The following is a 21,150-nucleotide window of genomic DNA, read 5'->3' as shown; positions in this document are numbered from 1 at the left end:
ATGGCAAAAGAAGACAATTTATTCGAAGAGGGAAAAACCCCGGAAGGTAAACCGGCTGTAAATGCCGACAAGTTAAAAGCATTGCGCGCAGCAATGGACAAGATTGAGAAGAACTACGGAAAAGGTTCTATCATGAAGTTGGGTGACGAAAGTATAGAAGCAATAGAAGTGGTTCCGACCGGTTCTATCGCACTGAACGCCGCTCTGGGCGTTGGCGGTTATCCGAAAGGACGCGTTATCGAGATATACGGACCGGAATCTTCCGGTAAGACAACCCTGGCGATTCACGCTATTGCCGAAGCACAAAAAGCGGGTGGTATCGCTGCCTTTATCGATGCGGAACATGCGTTCGACCGTTTCTATGCGGAAAAGCTGGGTGTCGATGTGGAAAACTTATGGATCTCACAGCCGGACAACGGTGAGCAGGCATTGGAAATTGCCGAACAGCTGATCCGTTCGTCTGCCGTGGATATTATCGTTATCGACTCTGTTGCGGCATTGACGCCGAAAGCCGAAATCGAAGGCGATATGGGTGACAGCAAGATGGGTCTGCAGGCACGTCTGATGTCTCAGGCATTGCGTAAGCTGACCGGTGCGATCAATAAGACAAACACGACTTGTATATTTATCAACCAGTTGCGTGATAAGATCGGTGTGATGTTCGGTAACCCGGAAACGACTACCGGCGGTAACGCGCTGAAATTCTATGCTTCCGTACGTCTGGATATCCGTAAGATCGGTACGTTGAAGGATGGCGACGAAGTGAAAGGCAACCAGGTTCGCGTGAAAGTAGTGAAGAACAAGGTGGCTCCTCCTTTCCGTAAGGCTGAATTTGATATCATGTTCGGCGAAGGTATTTCCAAGGCGGGAGAGATCATCGACCTGGGTGCAGAACTGAACATCATCAAGAAGAGCGGTTCCTGGTATAGCTACAACGATACAAAACTGGGACAGGGACGTGATGCCGCCAAACAATGCGTCAACGACAATCCTGAACTGGCAGAAGAATTATCCGGATTGATATTCGAAGCATTGAAAGGATAAGCTACGCAGATTATCAGAAAGCTATTACCGGACGCAGATTACGCAGAAAACGCAGACTTTCGCAGATTTATTTTTTTAACAAGTCTGCGAGATTCTGCGCTTCGTCTGCGTAATCTGCGTTCCCTAATATCAACTTTTGACACAGTTTTTATTTAATTCTCTTCCTATCATGACAAACAAAGACAAATATCGCTTTCTGTGCAGTAATGAAAGCAGCTTGCCGCTTTTTTCACGCGACTGGTGGTTGGATGTAGCCTGCGGAGAAACGAAATGGGATGTCTTGCTGGTCGAAGAGAAAGGGAAGATACTTGCCGCCATGCCTCTGTATATTCCCCATCAAGGAATCATATCGATGCCTGTCTATACGCAAACCATGGGTCCCTGGTTCGCTCCGGAACCTCCGGATGCCAAATATACCCGGACATTGGGGAAACGCCAGGCGATATGCAAGGAGTTCACAGACGCATTAAAGGCTTATCCGCATTTCCTGCAAAACTTCAATTACAGGATAACGGACTGGCTGCCTTTTTACTGGGAAGGATACAAACAGACGACACGTTATACGTATCTGTTGAATGCCATACAGGATGAGCCTGTCCTTTGGGAAAACATGAGTCCCAACATTCGCCGGAACATTACAAAAGCCAAAGAGAAATTCGGTATCACCATCCGGAAAGGAATATCCATAGCCGATTTCCTGAAGATACAATCGCTGACCTTCGAACGTCAGCATCTTGCCGCCCCCAAAAGGCAAGACACACTGAGACAGTTGATCACAGCCTGCCGCGAACGCAATCAGGGCGACTTATGGGGAGCCTATGACGACAAAGGACAACTACACGCAGTCGCTTTCATCGCCTGGCAGGAAAGCTGCGCTTATTACCTCGCCGGAGGAGGCGATCCGGCATTACGAGCTTCGGGAGCTCACAGCCTGCTCCTTTGGGAGTGTATCCGTTATGCCTCCCGATACACTACGACATTCGACTTCGAAGGTTCCATGATTCCGGGTGTTGAACGCTTTTTTCGTGAATTCGGGGCAATTCAGGCACCTTTCTTCACAATAACAAAAGGAAATCTCAGTTTATTACATAGAGCCTGGCTTAAGATAAAGGAACGGATATGAACAATCACGCTTTACATTATATAATACGCTTCCTTCTCGGAGAGGATATTCCCGGGGAAATTGTTGCTGCTATCGGATATACGAATAACATAAAACATTTTGAGCGTTATAGTATCGTGATCATACCTTCCGGATTCTTTTCCAGCCGCGTATACGGCACAGCTTCTTCCCTTCCGGAATTACCCTTGCAGGAAATCGAAGGGACTCCTCTCCTGTTCGGCTCGCCTTTGGTGGAGTTGGTTGGCGAAACACTGGTGATCCATGCGGATATCATTGCCAGCACGTACTTTCTTATCACCCGCTATGAGGAAATTATACAACGGAACGTCAGGGATGAACACGGACGTTTCCCCGGAAAGCAATCTCTTCCCTATCGGGCAGGGTTCCTTCACCGCCCGATCGTCGACGAATACCGCTTGCTCCTGCGCAAATGGTTGCAGCAATACGGTCTCCGCATACCGGATGTAAAGAAAGAAATACAGCATATTTACCTGACTCACGACCTGGACATGCCCACTCTTTACCGTACATGGAAAGGAGTTATCCGCTCGGTTCGGGATAAAAGAGGCATCCTGCAATCCGTACAAGGGAAATACGGACCGTTGGAAGAGGATCCGTACTATACATTTCCCTGGCTGTTTGAACAAAATAACGTATTACGGGAACAGGTTGGCAAAGATATTTGCCAGGCGATCCTTTTTATCCGCAGCGGAGGCAAAACCAAACAGGACAGACCTCGTTACAGCCTGCGCAGCAAAGACATAGGCCAGTTATTGGAGTCTGTTTACAGCAATGATATGGCTATCGGACTGCACGCCAGCTATCAGGCTGGTCTGTCACCGGACCTGATAAAAAAAGAGAAAGCCGTACTGGAAGAGCATACCGGAAAAAGCATCCGCCTGAACCGTCACCATTTCCTTTCCAGCCGTGAACCGGAAGATATGACTCAACTGGAAGCGGCCGGTATAACGGATGATTTTACGATGGGATATGCCGATGTTGCCGGATTCAGGTTAGGCACCAGTTATCCGGTGCGCTGGATCAATCCGGTCAGCCGTCGTTTGTCTTCCATCCTGCTGCATCCGCTCACGGTCATGGATTGTTCTTTAGAAGAAAAGAAATATATGGGATTGAATTACGAAGAAGCACAGGCATATAGCCTGAACCTTGCCGAACAAGTGAAAAATGCCGGCGGAGAACTGACACTCTTATGGCATAACACCAGTGCCCAAGAAAGCACTGATAGTTATTTACGCAAACTCTACAGCCATTTATTAAACGAACTCGCAAAGAAATGAAAATTGTCACTATTGTCGGAGCCAGGCCCCAATTCGTCAAGGCTGCCATGGTTAGCCGGGCGATTCATGAATACAACAAAAAGAATGAAACGCCGTATGAGGAACTGCTTCTTCATACGGGGCAGCATTATGATACCAATATGAGCGACATCTTTTTCAATAGCATGGGAATCCCCCAGCCCGCCTGGCAACTGCAATGCGGGAACGGGACGCATGGAGAGATGACCAGTCGTATGCTCATCGAAATAGAAAAAATATTACTGGATACTTTACCCGATTATGTGTTGGTTTACGGTGACACGAACTCGACACTGGCAGGTGCATTGGCTGCTTCCAAACTTCATATACCGGTAGTTCATGTAGAAGCCGGACTTCGCAGTTTCAACAAGCAGATGCCGGAAGAGATCAATCGCATCCTGACCGACCATATGGCAACGATCTTGTGTTGCCCGACTTTCGCTGCCGTCAGGCATTTGGCTAACGAAGGGATACAAGAGGGAGTTCACCATGTCGGGGATGTCATGTATGATGCCGCATTGACTTTCGGCAAATTGGCTGACACTTCCTCCGCTATACTCGACCGGCTGAAGCTGGCCAGCAAAGAGTTCAGAATATGTACGGTACACAGGGCAGAGAACACGGATAGTCCGGAGAGGATATCCGGTATCGTCGATGCAATCAAAGAAATATCGTCCCTTTCCTGCCCGACTGTTTTACCCCTCCATCCCCGTACACGAAATTGTCTGGAAAAGCAAGGTCTGTTACATTCACTGGAAAGTCACGAAGGGATACGGATCATTCCTCCGATCAGTTTCCTGGATATGGTCATGCTGGAAAAACATGCGGCAACGATCCTGACAGATTCGGGCGGCGTACAAAAAGAGGCATATTTCCATCACACTCCCTGTATAACATTACGGGATGAGACAGAATGGGTAGAGACGGTTGAAGCCGGCTGGAACCAGATTGCCGGATATAAAAAAGAGAATATCCTGCATTGTCTCGGGAAGCGGCCGGAAAGAAAAGAAATCCTGGAATACGGAACAGGAAGTGCTTCAAAAAACATTATCGATCTGCTATGAAGAAAGTACTGATCATCTGCGATCTTTTTCCACCGGCTTTCGGTCCGCGCATGGGATATCTATGCAAATATCTCGGAAGTTACGGATGGGAACCGGTTGTTCTGACGGAAGCCGTAGAAGAAAATACGTTTACATTCCTGGCAAATAAATGTGAAGTCGCATATGTGAATTATTATACAGCCAAAGGGCGCTTTACCCGAAAGTTACAATGGATCAGCACACTTTTGCTCGATCTTTGTTTCGGATATAAGGATATCCGTATGTATAAAGAGGCGGAAAAGCTGGTCAAAAGAAATAAGTTCGATCTGGTTTTATGCAGCAGCTTCCGGACATTTCCCTTGCCGGCAGCACGCAAGGTAGCCCGAAAACATCAACTGCCTTTAGTTGTCGACCTGCGGGATATCATCGAACAATATACCGGAAATGAATTTATATCTCACCCGCTCCCTTCTTTCCTGGGATTAAACAAATTGTTTGTTTCAGTCTTTAAACGGAAAAGTCTCAGGGATAGAAACCGGGTGTTAAGGCAGGCTGATTTTGTAACAACAATCTCTCCCTGGCATGTGAACATGCTGAAACAATATAATCCGAACGTTGAACTGATCTATAATGGGTTTGACTCTGAGTTGTTTTATCCGGAACAGAGAAAGACGGATCAATTCATCATCACCTATACGGGACGGTTGCTAAGTACAGCGATGCGTGATCCCGGGTTATTCTTGGAAGCATTACGGATCTTGTCTGAAGAAAAGGTATTGACCGTCAAGGATTGCCGGGTGTATTGGTATGTCGACGAAGCATCCTGGAAAATCATTACGGAAGAAGCTGAGAAACAGAACGTCCTTCCTTACATGGACTTTAAAGGATACGTTCCGGCATCGGATATTCCTTCCGTATTAAACAGCAGCTCTGTTTTATTATTGTTGACAAACCGTGCCACCGATTCCGGTCCCAAAGGCATCATGACAACCAAGTTTTTCGAATCGCTGGCTGTCGAGAAGCCGATACTCTGCGTACGGAGCGACGAAAGCCATTTGGCTGAAGCGATCAAAGAGACAAATGCCGGACTTGCCGCAACGAATGTAAATGAAGTATGCGATTTCCTTAAATCGTATTATCTGGAGTGGAAAGAAAAAGGATATGCTTCTTCTTCCATAAAAAAGGACAAACTGATCCGTTTCTCGCGGAAAGAACAGGCAAAGCAATTTATAGAAATCTTCGAAAAGGCTCAAATTCATGGATAAATACATCAATATAGTATCGTTCAATATTCCCTGGCCTGCCAATTATGGCGGAGTGATCGATGTGTATTACAAAATGCGGGCTTTACACAAGTGCGGGGTAAAAATCATTCTGCACTGTTTTGAGTACGAACGTCCTCATGCCAAAGAGTTAGCTTCCTTGTGCGAAAAAGTATATTATTACAAGCGTAAAACAGGGTTTTTATCCAATATAACCTGGTTACCCTACAATGTCTTTAGTCGCAAAGACCCGGAATTGCTCGATAATCTGCTGAAGAATGACTACCCGATCCTGTTTGACGGATTACATACCTGTTACTACATCAGCCATCCCCGATTGCAGGGACGGATGAAAATATACAGGGCATGTAATATCGAACATGATTATTACCGCCATCTTGCCAAGGGGGAAACAAACCGGATCAAAAAATGCTTCTTCCAAATTGAAGCCTGGCGGTTCGAACGTTATCAGGAGATTCTGAGACATGCCGATCTTATGCTGGCTGTTTCGACAACCGATACAGACTATCTCCGGAAGGTCTTCCCTGGGAAAAAGGTGGAATACATGCCCTGTTTTCATGTGAACGACCAGATAACCGTCCGAACAGGATCATCCGATTTTGTATTGTATCACGGAAAATTATCCGTCACGGAAAATTCGATTGCCGCCATCTATCTGATCAAGAATGTTTTCTGTAAACTACAGTATCCTTGTATCATAGCCGGCATGGATCCTCCTGCGGCATTATTGGAAGCCACGGCTCCCTATCCAAACATTACGGTTGAGGCAAATCCTTCCAACGAACGGATGGATTACCTCACCCATGAAGCGCAGGTACACATGCTGATCACTTTCCAGGATACAGGTCTGAAACTTAAATTGCTGAACAGTCTCTTCGGCGGAAGACATACGATAGCCAACCGGCAAATGGTTACAGGCAGTGGTCTGGAAGCTCTTTGTCACATAGCCGACACGCCGGAAGAATTGATAGCGACCTGCCATACATTCATGAAACAACCGATGACAGAAGAGCTGATCGCTCAACGAAAAGACTGGCTATTCCCTACCTTTTCAAACCAACAGCAGGGTGAACGTCTTTACAAGATGCTCTATCATCCCGAATAAGCAGAGTGGTCACTTTTCATCCAATGGTACATACAGCCTCAAAAAGATCAATCCGCTTTTCAGTTCTTTCTGAAGTTTCCATTTGGAATGAATGGCATTGATAGATTCATCATCCCAATTATACAGGTTTGAATAGATGATATACCGGCTCTTGTCCCAGTCGACAGGAGTAAACTGACGCTTATCCTCATTTATATCCAGATCCGCAAAGGGAGCGTTCAGAGGAAATGAAGCAGAAACATCATTCACGTCTATATGCTGGTCTTCAAGATATGTGATCATTTCCTGCCGTAACGAATAACAAGGCAGGTGGCAAAGGACACTATCCCATGCTTTAGACATTTTCTCGAAATAAACCCAAAAGTTGCCGCTGACCAATACCAGAAGCATCCCCACTAAAACGATCCGGATTTTCCTTGCCTCATACACTTTCGACAATAGCTGGGCGGTTATCAATGCCAACAGGATATATAATACGATAAAATAGCGATCACCAAAAGGATTCGTCACGGGAATTGTTACCAAAAACAAAGTGAATAGCACACTCAGGTAAATAATACTCAAGCGGGAATGCACGACAAAGGCGATAAAATTCTTTATACCCATCTTTATTATAGCCACCAGCAAAAACAGCCAGACAATGATCCTCCCCGAATCGAGCATTCGTATTGCCAAGCTCGCTATATTCTTAATGATATGGCTCAGGCTTGCCAATTCACGATGTTCCTGATATTCGAATCCCGGCTGATACAGAAAATATCCGGTTTCCAGTTTCCGGTAAAGAAACCATGCACCTAAAGCCAGTAAAACCGGAATAAAAGAAGGGAAAACATAGACAAACGCCTCCTTGAAAGATTTTTTTTCGATCACTTTCGCGATAACCAGGTACCCCAGTCCCAGTCCGGCACAAACAACAAATCCACGGATACTGACCAGTCCCAAGCAACATGCGGACACTGCCAGCCAGCCTCTCTTATTCTCCAGGAGCAAGTTTATACTTAACAAGGCAAAAAAGCACAAGATAACATCAGGAGAAATGAGAATCAGTTGGGTAGAAAGCGTTGGTTCCAATACTGCCAGCAAAAAGATATAAGGTGTATATTTTGTATTCAGCTTTTCACACAGACGCCAGACCTGCCAAATGACACCTACCGAGAATAAGGTGACAGATAAATGGGCCACCAGTAGATTTTTCCCTAACAGAGTCCATAATACAGCCAGATACATATGTGCCAAAGGTGGTTCCGAGACATAATTAACCGGATAGACAAAAGAGAAAAGGCCGTGTTCCAGTAAATAACTGGCGGGCATTGAATAACCGGCTACATTATCCCAGAAAAAACAATTATCTAATGTAAAGAACTTCAATACCAGAAACAGGACAAGTACAACGTATTTAGCCATACAATTTATTTATTCGGTTTATATTTTTCATGACCACCGGATTCGACCTCCTGCAGGAAACGGATTCCGGCTTTTACATACTCCCGTTGAAGATCTTCCGGCTTCAGAATAAGGTCGTTCCATTGAAGCAGGTCGATGTCGATAGGAATAATCCCTTCCGATTTACCGTTCGTCGTCCGTCCTAACGTCCTTTCCGTTTGTTTGAAAGCCGCGACCAGCCTGTCCGGCTCTTCCGAAGTAAAAGCGACTGCCACCCGATTCAGGAAAAGGGCTGGGTTATTCATGCCTACCGGCTCGGTATAAACGGCTGCGGAAAAACGGATCGAGACAAAACAGTCCTCTAACAGCCGGACGGCTGCTGCCATGTTCTTCTCTTTATCCAAGTTCGAACCAAGGCCGATTATCACTCTGTTCAACATATATCCTCCGGATTTGTTATTTTCAGACTTCAAAGATACAAAACATTCAGAAATAACATCCGATTCGACACATCTCCTCACGGGGACAATGCTTGCAGAAGTTTTTAAATACTGTCGCGCAGAATACCTAAAGTTAGGTATTGGTTTTGCAACCATTAAAATATACCTTTGCGGAAGATTTTTGAAAAAATGAGATTATCAGAACTTCATACCGGCGAGAAAGGTGTTATTGTTAAGGTAATGGGACGCGGAGCTTTCCGCAAACGCATTATCGAGATGGGATTTATCAGGGGAAAAGAGGTGGACGTTATACAAAATGCGCCACTTAAAGATCCTATTCATTATCGTGTAATGGGATACGATGTCTCCTTACGGCGAAATGACGCGGCGATGATCGAAGTGGTCAGCTCTGCCGAATATGCTAAAGCGCAAATGTCCCAACCAGACGAAACCCGTTCCGCGGACTCCTATATACAGCCTTCTACCGAAGATTTACAGGCAATCGCCATACATCGGGGAAAAACGATCAACGTTGCCTTGGTCGGAAATCCGAATTGCGGGAAAACATCCCTGTTCAACTTCGCCTCCGGTGCCCATGAACATGTGGGGAACTATAGCGGGGTAACCGTCGATGCCAAAGAAGGTACTTTCCAGCAAGATGGCTATACGTTCCGCATTGTCGATCTGCCCGGAACCTATTCACTGTCGGCTTATACTCCGGAGGAACTTTACGTACGTAAGCATATCAGCGAAGAACAGCCGGATGTCGTGATCAATGTGGTCGATGCATCCAACCTGGAACGAAATCTGTATCTGACCTGCCAGCTTATTGACATGGATATCCGGTCCGTAATAGCATTAAACATGTATGACGAACTGGAGCGGTCCGGCAATAAATTTGATTATAAGTCTCTTTCTCAAATGATCGGTACTCCGATCGTCCCGACTATCAGCCGGACTGGTTTTGGTATTGAAGATCTTTTCCGGCGGGTCATAAAAGTATATGAAGAAGAAGATCCCGTTATTCGTCATATCCATATAAATTACGGAGAGGTTCTCGAAAAAGGAATTAAAAATGTCCGCAGTGCCATCAAAGAAAATGGTAATGTAGCCAAAAGCTTGTCCAAACGTTACCTGTCCATCAAGCTGCTGGAAGGAGATCCTGAAATAGAGAAATTTATCCGGACATTACCGGGTTCTGACACTATCCTGGAAGAACGCGACCGAAATGTCGTCAAAATAGAAGAATTATTACTGGAAGATTCTGAAACCGCATTTACGAATGCCCGTTATGGGTTTATCTCCGGTGCTTTGCGGGAGACCTATGAACAGAATAAAATAAAAGAAGCTACCAGTACTCAGATCATAGATTTATTCGTGACACATAAGGTGTTGGGATTTCCCATATTCATCCTTTTCATGTGGATCATGTTCGAGGCGACATTCCGTTTGGGAGCATATCCTATGGAATGGATCGAAGAACTGGTCGGCTGGATAGGGAACTTCGTACGGGGGAATATGAGTGAAGGACCGCTGAAAGATTTGCTGGTTGACGGTATTATCGGTGGAGTCGGCGGCGTTATCGTCTTCCTCCCCAATATCCTGATATTATATCTGTTCATCTCCTTCATGGAAGACTCCGGGTATATGGCACGTGCAGCCTTTATCATGGATAAGATCATGCATAAAATGGGACTTCACGGTAAATCATTTATCCCTTTGGTGATGGGATTCGGTTGTAATGTGCCGGCCATTATGGCATCGCGTACAATCGAAAGCCGTAATAGCCGGATGATCACGATGCTGATCAATCCGTTGATGAGCTGTAGTGCGCGTTTGCCGGTATACGTTTTACTGGCAGGTGCATTTTTCCCCAATAATGCCAGTTTCATTCTCCTGTCGTTATACGTTTGCGGTATCCTGCTGGCGGTTGTAATGGCAAGGTTGTTCAAGCGTTTCCTGTTTAATGAAGAAGATGTTCCCTTTGTGATGGAGCTTCCCCCCTACCGCATGCCTACGGCTAAGTCGATCATGATCCATATGTGGGAAAAAGCCAAGCAGTATCTTCACAAAATGGGAGGTGTCATCCTGGTTGCTTCCATTATCATTTGGTTCCTGGGCTATTTCCCCCGTCATAATGAAATGGGAGATGCATTCGACCAGCAAATAGCAGAAGTTGAAAATGCAGAACTGGATTCTAAAGAAAAAACGGAAACAATTGCAGAGCTGGAACGGTTAAAGAATATGGAGCATCAAAAGAACTCCTATATCGGTACGATAGGACAAACAATCCAGCCGGTTCTTCATCCGTTAGGATTCGATTGGAAAATGAGTGTCAGCCTATTGACCGGTATGGCAGCCAAAGAGGTTGTTGTCAGCACGCTAAGTGTACTATATACCGGTGAAGAAGAAGACAGCCAGGCTTTGTCCGAACGTATAAAACAGGATTTGGATGAAGAAGGTAATCCGGTATTTACCCCTCTGATAGCTTTGAGCCTGATGCTGTTTGTTCTCATCTACTTCCCGTGCATCGCAACCATTTCAGCAATTGTGAATGAGTCGGGATCATGGAAGTGGGGTATATTCGTTATCGTATATACATGCGTTTTAGCATGGATCGTTTCGTTTGTGGTTTATCAGACGGGGAGTTTGATTATTAATTTGATAAATTAGGAGGTATTCTTATGTGGCAAAATATAGCTATAGGCATAATAGCCCTGCTAACCATAATATACATTGGAAGGAAAATATACAATCTATTCACAAGAAGCAAACATGCTCCTTCAGCATGCCAGGGATGCTGCGGATGCTCCTTAAGTAAAGAAAAAAATAAAACATGTGTGTAACACGAAAAGATTATGAATAAGATTCTGTTTTAGTAATACAGAATCTTATTCATGCTATATACTAATTTATCGGCACTTTAGCTGGATCATTCGGACCTTCAACAGATGTATTCTTATCTTCTGACATTATCAAACCGAGAAACATCATCATAAACAACCCCATACTACTTGTCAATGTTGCATTTGCCACATTCTCTATTGCCAAAAATCCAATTATAAGCAAAGACATGATCACTAATCGCGTACTATTCTTTTTTTGAAAATATCGAAATGCTTTTCTCAATATATAGATCCAAAACAAAACATATAAAAGAACCCCTACTATACCGAACTGAGCCAGTGACGGATAAAATGTATCGGTAATAAACTTATTATAATTCTTACTCAATCCCCAAATTCCATCGATGCCATATTCTGAATAAATAGGAGAATAACTAACACTTGAAGCATGCGTTGCAAAACTAGCCAAACCACTACCAAAAGGCATATAATCTTCAAAAATGGAAATTGAAGTAGCATAAAGAGCCAAGCGAGCCATTTCATCTTTTTCTTCCTCTCCTGTTATTCCTTGCACAAAATAGACATCTATCTTCTGCCAGGCAACTATGAGAATCAAAGTAAACATAAAAACAAAAGCAACCACATTCTTTAAATTAAATTTTAGATTTTTAGGAGAGCTAAAATAAAAAACAAGAACTATAGCACAAGCTAAAAAACCATAAAACTTTGATCGTGCAGACAATATACCTAGTGATAACATAAATATAAATATAAACTTATCTTTCAATGTATAATCACTACAATAAAGATAAATCAAAGAAGTTGCAACAACAGCTCCTGCAAAAACAGCTTGATGTCCAATCGAATAAATTAGAAAGTCCTGAATAAATAAACTTGGGAAACCAATCACACACAAAACACCCCACAACAAGAAAGAAGTATCCCTCAACAATTTTTTTTGAACTTTAGTAAAAGTTGGACTTAACTGATATACACAGAAAAAGGCCAAATAAGGTTTTAGCTGAATAAAAAAATCCATCAAAATACTCTTTGAGGTATTACTTTTTATGTAAAAAGAATATCCCAAATAAAAGAGAAAAATCAATAAAGTATATACAAATACTTTATTGATACGCCATTCTGATGTTTTGGATAGATAAAATGCATACATGGATATCAACAGAACTGCACATAATTCATCTATAAAATCCAATCCCAATTTTACATAAAAAATCGTTCCAAATATCCAAGTGATAAAAAACAACTCAAAAAAATGTTTATTTATAAAATTTCGCATACAAGCATTTATTTAACAAAAGTCATTATATTCCGCTAAAAATTATTCATTCACACAACGAGTAATAAACACACCAACGTTCACTTCTCTAGCAAAGTTTCATACACTTTTCTCAACATTCCAAACATTTTGTCCGGAAAATAAGGCTGAACCATCTCGTAAGCCTTTTTACCATAAATATCAATCAGCCCCGGATATTCAATAAAAAACAACAAAGCAGCCTTTATTTGTGCCAGATTACCAGGTTCTACTAAAATACCATTCTGTTTATTTTTTACCACTTCAGGAATACCTCCTACAAATGTTGAAATAATAGGGTGAGAATAACTCATCGCTTCTAAAATAGCAATAGGTAATCCTTCGTTATAAGATGGCAATACATAAACATCTGCCCAATTCAGACACTCAACTTTTTTATCTCCGGCAATCCAACCCTCGAATGAAGCAATATCTGATATATGATTATCCTGAATAAAAGCCTTTATTATATCCTCTTCCAAATTACCACCAATTCTTAATTTCATTTTTCCCCTGAATACAGATTGGTTGTTAATAATAACTTGCAATAAATCATAAATCCCTTTACGTTTACCTATTTCACCCAAAAACAAAAAATTAACTATCCCAGGGTCTTTCTTTACCTCTATCTTTATCGGAGGAGCTATTATGTTATTCATCACCACAATTTTATCAGGTTTAACCCCGATAGAAACAAAATAATCCTCCCAAGATTTTGAAAGGACAAAATAATAATCTACCATATTAATAGTGGATACAATCCAATTTTTCTTTTTGCTAGCATCATAATATGGGATAAAATCACATGCATGCATGTGAAAAATAATCTTCTTTTTAAATAAGGCTGCCAGTCGAATAAAAATAGCTTTTCTTTCAAAAGAGGCATTCGCTGCCCCTTGAATATGCACTATTTTTATCTTATGATTAAAAAGAAGCGTAATAATAAACTGGATAATAGAACTCAATGCATAATAAGCCTTAACCAAACGAGAAGATAAAGTCCAGGTGGTTATATACTGCATCTTTTCAAAATAAATATCATAAGCATTTACAACAGCAGACATTCCCCCTGGAACGTTCCGTTTAACCCCTACCATCAATATCTTTTCAGATAAACTACTGGGTATAAATTTCAATTGACTCATACTCTTTTTTCTTGATTCACAATAAAACTTAATACTTACTCGTCTTAAATGGATCCTTATAAAGACACAATAACTGTTTTCCGAAATAATAGAAAAACAACATATCATCTACAAAATAACGCTTAAACAAACGTCTAGGCTCTTTCAAAAAACGATAAAACCATTCCAATCCTATTTTTTGAAAAAATACAGGAGCACGTTTCAATACCTTTGCCTCAAAATCAATCGTTGCACCAAGTCCCATAAACAGGTCTATATTAGGCAATTCATTTCTATACTTAGCAATCCATATTTCTTGTTTTGGAGCCCCTACACCAACCAACAAAACATTGGCACCCGATCTACGTATGATGTCTATTATCTGACGACATTCTTCTTCATTCTTTTCAAAGCCAAAAGATGGCGAATGTGCTCCTACAACAATTTTTCGTCCCACCCAACCATTTATCTCCTCCATCGCCTTTAACGCAACACCTTCAGCCGCTCCTAATAAAAAAATCTTACAACCCGAATCATTTTTATGATACTGATAAAATGCCGTAAAAAAACTACTTCCAGGAATGGCCTGGGGCAATGAATGTTTTAATAGTTTAGACACCAGATACAAAATTTTACTGTCACAGATCACCCAATCAGCTTGCTGGTAAGCTGCATAAAACATCTTATCTTTTTGCAATTTAACCAAATGATCGACATTGGGTGTTACTAAAACTCCTTGCTTCATTCTAGATAATAAATCGCCTTGCGTTATTGACAATATATCAACATTCAATATTCTTACAATTTTTTCTTCCATGTCAAAAGATTTACCAACATCCTTATATCAATATAATTTCAATACCGCTCTCCAATTATAATCACCCTCACCAAACGTCTGTAAAAATACCCGAGAAAGACATTTACATAAATACGATGCCAGCAAAACAATGATTACCATTACAGGAAGATTTAATGGAAAAATACAATTCATTTTCGTAGTGAAAACACTATATTGAATAAGATAAGACTCTAGGCATAATCCAGAAACAGTCATAATGACTGCATATCCTTTATTGTTATCATATATTTTTTTCCAAAAACCAGCATTACACCACTTATAAAAATAGAAAACAATTCCCAATAAAGGTAATATTGTTAAAATCTGAAAAGGCGCAACAACCGGATATATCTTTCCTCCTAACTGGATACCATAAAACAAAATTAAGCAAGTCATAAGTAATAAAAAATCAACTACAGGCCTAAAATGTAAAAAAGGACGTTTTAGCCCCACATAGGCTCCAAGCATCATATAACCGAAATAGGGTATCCAACGAAAAAGCGTTGTAATACCATAAATACCCTGTTCTCCCAATTCATATTTATAAGGATACCACAACATATAAACTAACCAAGATACCATAAATATCAATACTAATATAACCAATACACAGTTCTTCAGATACTTGTTAATTCCATAAATAAGCATATAATAAACCATTATAGCAAGAATAAACTCACCGCCTCCCAATGTCAAAACACTCAATGTCCCATTCATCTGAAACAAGCATCCGACCAAAGCACATACAAACACAGATGGATAAATTCGATTAATTCTTCGCTTGTACCAATTATCAAACCTCAATTGTCTGCTACTCAACAACAAAGTGTAACCAGAACAAAAAAGAAACAATGCATCTCCAATTGCTCCTCCCGTAGCTAACATCTTAAATTTTGGATACAATGCATCCATGTGGCTGTTTATAATCAAGAAAACAGCAAAAAACTTCAACAGATCAACACTTACATCACGTTGCTTCATTATAATTCAGTCTTTCTTTTGAGCTTAAGACAACTAAAACTTGTTTTTAAATTAGTTTAAAATGGCCACTATATAACATTCGTTTCTCCTAAATCCGTGCAAGATATAAAAAAGCACATTACCGCGCAAGAAAGAAGACAAATAAATAGCAAACCATTCCTTAATTAAAAACGTAAACCACTTATCTATATTGTATAGAACAGAGATATACACTACATGTAGTATTCAGTAGCTCTCTTTCATGTCTTCAACGACAAAAGATATCCTAATAACTTCCTTATTCTATCTGAAATCAAAATTGCAAAAACCAACTATTTTTCGTAATTCTGGAAGACTTTTATAATCTCCTTAGACATAGAAGATTCGGGATAAAGGCAAAAAATGAGGTAATGATTTGGCAACCGTATCTATTTCTGCGCTTTGCTGTGAGTTGCTTTCATTGTCATTCGTCTTAGGACAAAGGTAGCAATAAAAATTGGAATACCTCGAATTGTGAGAAGACTTTTTGATTCATTTAAAAGTCTTCTCAACCTTTATCCCATATTCCGCAATCTTGGCGTACAGTGTTGACCTGCTGATGGCGAGAAGTCTGGCGGCAAGTATCTTGTTGCCGTTTGCCTGTTTCAATGCCCGTATGATTCGCTCCTTTTCCTCTTCTGCCGTCCGTAAGGCGAAACTAACCGTGGAAGAAGATGCGGATTCGTAACTTAGTTCCAAGTTTGAATCGGTTATCGTATCGCTCTCCGTATGTAGGACTGCCGTGAATATCTTTTGCTTCAATTCACGAACATTGCCCGACCATGTGTAGGTGAGCAGGGCTTTACGGGCGGAAGCGTCAAAACCTCTGACGTTCCGTCCAAGTTCGTCATTGGCTATCTCACGGAAGAAGTCAGCCAACGGCATGATGTCTTCCTGACAGTCACGCAACGGGGGAATGGTGATTACATATTCCTGCAACCTGTATAATAAGTCCTGCCGGAAACGCTTTTCCTTGACGGCATCATGCAGGTTCTCGTTGGTAGCAGCGATTATCCGCACGTTGGCGGTCTTTTCACCCTTTGCCCCGACAGGACGGTATCTTCTTTCCTGTATGGCACGAAGTAACATCTGTTGCATTTCCATCGTAAGATTGCCCACCTCGTCAAGAAACAGCGTACCGCCCTCGGCTTCCTGAAAATATCCGGTTCTGTTGCAGTCCGCACCCGTGAACGCTCCCTTGACATGACCGAAAAAAGCGGATGGGGCAAGTGCAGGTGCAAGTGAACCACAATCCACCGCCACGAAAGGTTTGTCGGAAAAGCGGCTTTGTGCATGGATGTCTTGGGCGATATGCTCCTTGCCCGTGCCGTTCTCGCCCAATATCAAAACGCTCATCCGAGTGGGTGCAACAAGGTGTACCCGTTTCTTGATGTTGCGGTACGCTTCCCCCTGCCGTATGAATATCGGTACTTGGCGTTGCCTTTTCTGTTCACGTTCCTTGATAATGGAATGGAGAAGCGGAACGAGTTTGTCCTCCACCAACTGTTTGGGAATATAGTCCAGCGAACCGAGCTTCATGCTCTCGACTGCCGTATGCACTTCGGCATAGTCGGTCATGATGATGAACGCCTGCCGTTTGTCATTGACACGCATCCATTTCAACAGTTCGATGCTTTCCCCGTCAGGCAGACGCAGGTCAGCAAGGACTATATCGTCATTGTCAGCCTTTATCAGAGCCTTTCTTGCAGATGACAGGTGATATACCTGTTCTGTCTTGAAACCTTCCTTTGCCAATATATTGCACACGAATGTATTATATACGGGGTTGTCCTCTACTACGATTATCTTCATCTTATCCATTATCGCATTTTCTCCTTTCTTCCTTTGCCTGTTCAATAATCATATCTCCTTTTTTCAATACGGCTTTAATCGCCTGTTGCAGTTCTGTGTCTGAACATTCCAATTGTATGCAGTTGTATAAATGCCATAAGGAATTGTCGGCACGGATAACCGCCCATGAACTCCGCAGACGGTGTGACAAATCCGCCAATGCCCTTCTATCAAGGTTTACTCCTGCCTTGCCTAAATCCTGCATGTCTTTTTCCGTTTCGGCAATCAGCCTGTCAAGCATCGCTCCACTGTCGCCATAAGCCAACAGGGATTTCAAATCGGGCAAATCATCATCGGGCTTTGTTTTCAAAGCATTTTCTGTGGCGGTAATCAGTTCCTCCAATGTAAAGGGCTTGAACAGGCATCCGGCAAAGCCTTTTGCCAGTAGTTGCTCTGTATCGCAACTGCCGGAAGCGGTAGCCACTATTACGGGAATGTCCTTTGCATTGCCGATATTTGAAGAACGCAACAGTTCCAATACCTCATAGCCGTTCATCTCCGGCATTTTCATGTCGGTGACAAGCAAGTCATAATTGCGCTTACGCATGGCTTCCAACATGTCGCCCACGTTATCGAAGGTATTACAACATACACCTGCATAGGCATACATTTCCTTTATCATGGAAAGCAACGTTTCATTATCATCAAGCACCAAGACGGAACACAGGGTTGGGATATGGCAGTTTGTCATATCCTGTGACTTAACTTCCGATACTGTTTCGGCAACAAACATCGGCAGTCTGACTGTGAAACGGCTGCCTTTCCCTTTTTCGCTCAGCAAGTCTATTGTACCTTTCAACATATCTACAATCCGTTTTACAACAGACAAGCCAAGCCCGAAACCGTCCTGTGCAGTGGCATTGGAAAGCCTTTCAAATGCGGTAAAAACCCGTTGTTGCTCATCTTCGGTCATGCCTGACCCCGTATCTTCAACAACAAGTGTCAGAACTCCGTTGTTATAGTCGGTTGTCATGGAAACACCTCCGTTTTCCGTGAATTTGATTGCATTGGAAAGTAGGTTGTTCCCGATTTGCAGGATACGGTTCTTATCACCCGTCAGCACAATATCCGCATTGTTTTCAATGACAAGACACAAGTTCTTGTTTTCAGCCATATTCTGAAATTCGACTTTCAATGTATGGGCAATGTCTTCCAATCTGAACGGAATGGAAACAAGCCGTTCCTTGCCGTTATCCAACCGGAAGAAATCCAGCAACGAATTGAGCATGGCAAGCATCCGTTGGGAGGACAGACGGATATGTTCCGAATATCGTCCGTTTTTTGAAGCATCTTTGTTTCTTTGGATTAGTTCTGCATACCCGTGAATTGCGGCAAGTGGTGTGCGTAATTCATGGGTAATGGTGTGCATGGCTTTCTTGCGTGAATTAATCAGTTCCTTATTCTGATTGACTGATTCCGTCAATTGTGAAATCAAGTCCTCCGTTTCACGTTTATATCGTTTGATACGTTTGCCGTCACGGTATATAATGATATAGGAAACAATCAACAGCAAAAGAACTAATCCCATCAAACCGCCCACATGCGTAAATGAACGTTCCCTCATGGCGGTAATCTCGTCTTCCCGTTTTTGCAGGTCGGTTTGCACCTTCTTTTCTATTTGGCGGATTAGCCTCCTCAACTGCCTGTTAAGTTCTGCATTGCGGGCAGCAAGACTGTCGGCTTGTTCCGACAATCGACGGCTCTGCGCTTTCTGTTCGCTGACCATGTTTCTATTGGGTGAACGAAGCATAGTCGTTGTTGTCGTTGACTTCGTTTTCTCTTTCTTGCCGAAGATGCCCAAGAAACCTTTTCGCTTCGGTTTCTTGGGCTGCTCCTGCACAATCTTCTGCACAATAACCGGTGTTTGACTGGCAATCCTTTTGTTGATGGATTGTTGTTCGTCAAGCATCAGCACAATCCAGCGCATCTGTCGTTCCTTATCCTCTAAAAGACTGCGCACACTGTCGATACGTCCAATTGCATGAGTTTCATTGAACAGGCACAATGTGCTGTCCAATGCGATACGTTGGGTACGGTAATTCTCCAAATCCGCTTCGTCCCAATCCAATACAGTTTCTCCCATCAGAGAGAACCCTATCAGGCGAATATGAATATCATTTACTTCAGCTCTAAATCTGTCTATTCGTCTGTTGCTTATTTCCAGTTTTTCAATAGCTTGCCATTCATAAAACCACAAATACATGATACCACCAGATAATAGGCATATCAACATGTAACCTACAGAAATCAAAATGCGAGAGATTTTTATTCTTATTATGCTATGTGGTTTCATTTCAATCAGTAATAAATATGATATTTATTTTATTGTACCCATATCAATTACATAGCGGAATTTTACTTTTCCGTTTATCACATTTTGATAAGCCTTGTCTATGGCAGAAGCATCGGCAGGGATAACGACCGTTTCGGGATAAATGTCGTGAGCCAGCGAGTAATCAACTACTTCCTGTGTTTCCTTGATACCGCCGATAATGGAAGTCGTGAGATAGCGACCTCGTAAAGCTGTCACACTGATATTAGGTGTTTCTTTAGCCGCAGGCATACCTACCACAGCTAATATACCACCCACTTTCAGGATATTTATATACATCATTGGATTATAGTTTGCAGGAATGGTGGAAAGAATGAATTTTAGCGTATTGTTAATACCCTGTAAATCTTCTTCACGTGTTACATTAATATATCGCTTTGCTCCCAAGCGCAGGGCATCTTCACGTTTTTCTTCGGTAATATCGAAAACGGTCACTTCCGCACCCAGACTGATAAGGTATTGTACTGCCATGTGTCCCAACCCACCGAAACCAGCCACACCTACTTTGTCACCAGCTTTGATTCCGCACTGCTTAATGGGCGACCAAGTTGTAATCCCAGCACACATCAGTGGTCCGACTTTCTCCAATGGAGCATTTTTCGGAACACAGATTGCAAATGCTTCATCCACTACCATATTGGTTGAATAACCGCCTTGTGTCATTTCTCCGTCATGATAGACATCTTTATTGGCATAGGTCAGCACACGTCCGTCAGTACAATATTGCTCTTGATTATCCTCGCAATATTCACAATGACGGCAAGAGTTTACCATACAACCTACTCCGGCAATATCGCCTACCTTGAATTTGCTTACGGCACTCCCTACTTTCACCACTTCGCCTACAATTTCGTGACCGGGAACTATTGGATATGTTTCCTCTTTCCAATCGCTATGTACTTGATGAATATCGCTGTGGCAGATGCCGCAGTATAGGGTGCGAATAAGTATGTCATGTTCACCTATGGAATGACGGGTAAACTCATAGGGTTGAAAACTTCCGTCCTTGCTGAATAGAGCATAGCCTTTAGACGGGATTCTGTTCTCTTGTGCTGAAACGTGCGTACACATAATGATTGTTGTTAAAATTAATATTATCTTTTTCATC

At 42.4% G+C, this 21,150-nt stretch carries 16 protein-coding genes; 7 read left to right on the top strand and 9 right to left on the bottom strand.

All coding sequences use genetic code 11. The annotated features are described in order from the left end of the window. The 6 genes from recA to P3L47_RS13265 all read left to right on the top strand — a co-directional run bounded on the left by recA (position 1) and on the right by P3L47_RS13265 (position 6,914). Positions 1-1,044 (top strand): recombinase RecA, encoded by a 1,044-nt coding sequence (gene recA, locus P3L47_RS13290; protein WP_122362680.1) that lies wholly within the window; start codon positions 1-3, stop codon positions 1,042-1,044. A 169-nt stretch (positions 1,045-1,213) separates the two neighbouring features. Then, a complete protein-coding gene (locus tag P3L47_RS13285; protein WP_277781087.1) occupies positions 1,214-2,167 on the top strand; it encodes a GNAT family N-acetyltransferase in 954 nt (317 codons plus the stop codon). Then, positions 2,164-3,465 (top strand): UDP-2,3-diacetamido-2,3-dideoxy-alpha-D-glucuronate deacetylase VimE, encoded by a 1,302-nt coding sequence (vimE, locus tag P3L47_RS13280; protein WP_277781086.1) that lies wholly within the window; start codon positions 2,164-2,166, stop codon positions 3,463-3,465. The genes P3L47_RS13285 and vimE overlap by 4 nt, the downstream gene beginning before the upstream one ends. After that, positions 3,462-4,547: a non-hydrolyzing UDP-N-acetylglucosamine 2-epimerase gene (gene wecB / locus P3L47_RS13275; protein ID WP_277781085.1), complete on the top strand. Its 1,086-nt coding sequence runs from the start codon at positions 3,462-3,464 to the stop codon at positions 4,545-4,547. Before vimE ends, wecB begins: the two co-directional genes overlap by 4 nt. Beyond that, a complete protein-coding gene (locus P3L47_RS13270) occupies positions 4,544-5,791 on the top strand; it encodes a glycosyltransferase (RefSeq protein ID WP_277781084.1) in 1,248 nt (415 codons plus the stop codon). The genes wecB and P3L47_RS13270 overlap by 4 nt, the downstream gene beginning before the upstream one ends. Then, on the top strand, positions 5,784-6,914 hold the full coding sequence (locus P3L47_RS13265) for a glycosyltransferase family 1 protein (protein ID WP_277781083.1): 1,131 nt from the start codon (positions 5,784-5,786) through the stop codon (positions 6,912-6,914). The genes P3L47_RS13270 and P3L47_RS13265 overlap by 8 nt, the downstream gene beginning before the upstream one ends. A 9-nt stretch (positions 6,915-6,923) precedes the next feature. On the opposite strand, the gene P3L47_RS13260 is transcribed toward P3L47_RS13265, so the two are convergent. Together P3L47_RS13260 and P3L47_RS13255 are read right to left on the bottom strand one after the other, a co-directional pair. Next, entirely contained in the window at positions 6,924-8,318 is a 1,395-nt protein-coding gene (locus tag P3L47_RS13260) for a hypothetical protein (protein ID WP_277781082.1), read from the bottom strand. A 5-nt stretch (positions 8,319-8,323) separates the two neighbouring features. Then, the gene (locus P3L47_RS13255; RefSeq protein WP_122362687.1) at positions 8,324-8,737 is read right to left on the bottom strand and encodes a 2-amino-4-hydroxy-6-hydroxymethyldihydropteridine diphosphokinase; all 414 of its coding nucleotides are present in this window, start codon (positions 8,735-8,737) and stop codon (positions 8,324-8,326) included. 189 nt (positions 8,738-8,926) lie between these two features. Between P3L47_RS13255 and feoB the strand changes: the two genes are divergently transcribed. Then, positions 8,927-11,410, top strand: coding sequence for a ferrous iron transport protein B (gene feoB, locus P3L47_RS13250; RefSeq protein WP_277781081.1), 2,484 nt, complete (start codon positions 8,927-8,929; stop codon positions 11,408-11,410). Between the two features lie 234 nt (positions 11,411-11,644). Here feoB and P3L47_RS13245 read toward each other — a convergent pair whose 3' ends face one another. The 7 genes from P3L47_RS13245 to P3L47_RS13215 form a co-directional block, all read right to left on the bottom strand. After that, positions 11,645-12,880, bottom strand: coding sequence for an O-antigen ligase family protein (locus P3L47_RS13245; RefSeq protein WP_277781080.1), 1,236 nt, complete (start codon positions 12,878-12,880; stop codon positions 11,645-11,647). Positions 12,881-12,960: 80 nt separating this feature from the next. Beyond that, positions 12,961-14,043, bottom strand: a complete 1,083-nt coding sequence (locus P3L47_RS13240) for a glycosyltransferase family 4 protein (protein ID WP_277781079.1) — start codon at positions 14,041-14,043, stop codon at positions 12,961-12,963. Positions 14,044-14,071: 28 nt separating this feature from the next. Beyond that, positions 14,072-14,839 (bottom strand): WecB/TagA/CpsF family glycosyltransferase, encoded by a 768-nt coding sequence (locus P3L47_RS13235; protein WP_277781078.1) that lies wholly within the window; start codon positions 14,837-14,839, stop codon positions 14,072-14,074. A 27-nt stretch (positions 14,840-14,866) separates the two neighbouring features. Further along, complete coding sequence (locus P3L47_RS13230; RefSeq protein WP_277781077.1) at positions 14,867-15,841, bottom strand: acyltransferase family protein; 975 nt, start codon at positions 15,839-15,841, stop codon at positions 14,867-14,869. Positions 15,842-16,351: 510 nt separating this feature from the next. After that, on the bottom strand, positions 16,352-17,680 hold the full coding sequence (locus P3L47_RS13225; protein ID WP_277781076.1) for a sigma-54-dependent transcriptional regulator: 1,329 nt from the start codon (positions 17,678-17,680) through the stop codon (positions 16,352-16,354). After that, positions 17,673-20,003 (bottom strand): hybrid sensor histidine kinase/response regulator, encoded by a 2,331-nt coding sequence (locus P3L47_RS13220; protein WP_277781075.1) that lies wholly within the window; start codon positions 20,001-20,003, stop codon positions 17,673-17,675. Before P3L47_RS13220 ends, P3L47_RS13225 begins: the two co-directional genes overlap by 8 nt. Positions 20,004-20,027: 24 nt before the next feature. Next, complete coding sequence (locus P3L47_RS13215) at positions 20,028-21,149, bottom strand: NAD(P)-dependent alcohol dehydrogenase (protein ID WP_277781074.1); 1,122 nt, start codon at positions 21,147-21,149, stop codon at positions 20,028-20,030. Between the last annotated feature and the right edge of the window lies 1 nt (position 21,150).

It is taken from the genome of Parabacteroides chongii (genome assembly GCF_029581355.1).
Lineage (GTDB): Bacteria > Bacteroidota > Bacteroidia > Bacteroidales > Tannerellaceae > Parabacteroides > Parabacteroides chongii.
This window is presented reverse-complemented; position numbering and strand designations above follow the sequence as displayed.

What these genes read in the sequence shown, in the direction of transcription:
- P3L47_RS13260 (WP_277781082.1), bottom strand. Translation starts at nt 8,318, where the DNA reads ATGGCTAAATACGTTGTACTTGTCCTGTTTCTGGTATTGAAGTTCTTT.
- P3L47_RS13285 (WP_277781087.1), top strand. Translation starts at nt 1,214, where the DNA reads ATGACAAACAAAGACAAATATCGCTTTCTGTGCAGTAATGAAAGCAGC.
- P3L47_RS13255 (WP_122362687.1), bottom strand. Translation starts at nt 8,737, where the DNA reads ATGTTGAACAGAGTGATAATCGGCCTTGGTTCGAACTTGGATAAAGAG.
- P3L47_RS13230 (WP_277781077.1), bottom strand. Translation starts at nt 15,841, where the DNA reads ATGAAGCAACGTGATGTAAGTGTTGATCTGTTGAAGTTTTTTGCTGTT.
- wecB (WP_277781085.1), top strand. Translation starts at nt 3,462, where the DNA reads ATGAAAATTGTCACTATTGTCGGAGCCAGGCCCCAATTCGTCAAGGCT.
- P3L47_RS13270 (WP_277781084.1), top strand. Translation starts at nt 4,544, where the DNA reads ATGAAGAAAGTACTGATCATCTGCGATCTTTTTCCACCGGCTTTCGGT.
- feoB (WP_277781081.1), top strand. Translation starts at nt 8,927, where the DNA reads ATGAGATTATCAGAACTTCATACCGGCGAGAAAGGTGTTATTGTTAAG.
- recA (WP_122362680.1), top strand. Translation starts at nt 1, where the DNA reads ATGGCAAAAGAAGACAATTTATTCGAAGAGGGAAAAACCCCGGAAGGT.
- P3L47_RS13245 (WP_277781080.1), bottom strand. Translation starts at nt 12,880, where the DNA reads ATGCGAAATTTTATAAATAAACATTTTTTTGAGTTGTTTTTTATCACT.
- P3L47_RS13265 (WP_277781083.1), top strand. Translation starts at nt 5,784, where the DNA reads ATGGATAAATACATCAATATAGTATCGTTCAATATTCCCTGGCCTGCC.
- vimE (WP_277781086.1), top strand. Translation starts at nt 2,164, where the DNA reads ATGAACAATCACGCTTTACATTATATAATACGCTTCCTTCTCGGAGAG.
- P3L47_RS13215 (WP_277781074.1), bottom strand. Translation starts at nt 21,149, where the DNA reads ATGAAAAAGATAATATTAATTTTAACAACAATCATTATGTGTACGCAC.
- P3L47_RS13235 (WP_277781078.1), bottom strand. Translation starts at nt 14,839, where the DNA reads ATGGAAGAAAAAATTGTAAGAATATTGAATGTTGATATATTGTCAATA.
- P3L47_RS13220 (WP_277781075.1), bottom strand. Translation starts at nt 20,003, where the DNA reads ATGAAACCACATAGCATAATAAGAATAAAAATCTCTCGCATTTTGATT.
- P3L47_RS13240 (WP_277781079.1), bottom strand. Translation starts at nt 14,043, where the DNA reads ATGAGTCAATTGAAATTTATACCCAGTAGTTTATCTGAAAAGATATTG.
- P3L47_RS13225 (WP_277781076.1), bottom strand. Translation starts at nt 17,680, where the DNA reads ATGGATAAGATGAAGATAATCGTAGTAGAGGACAACCCCGTATATAAT.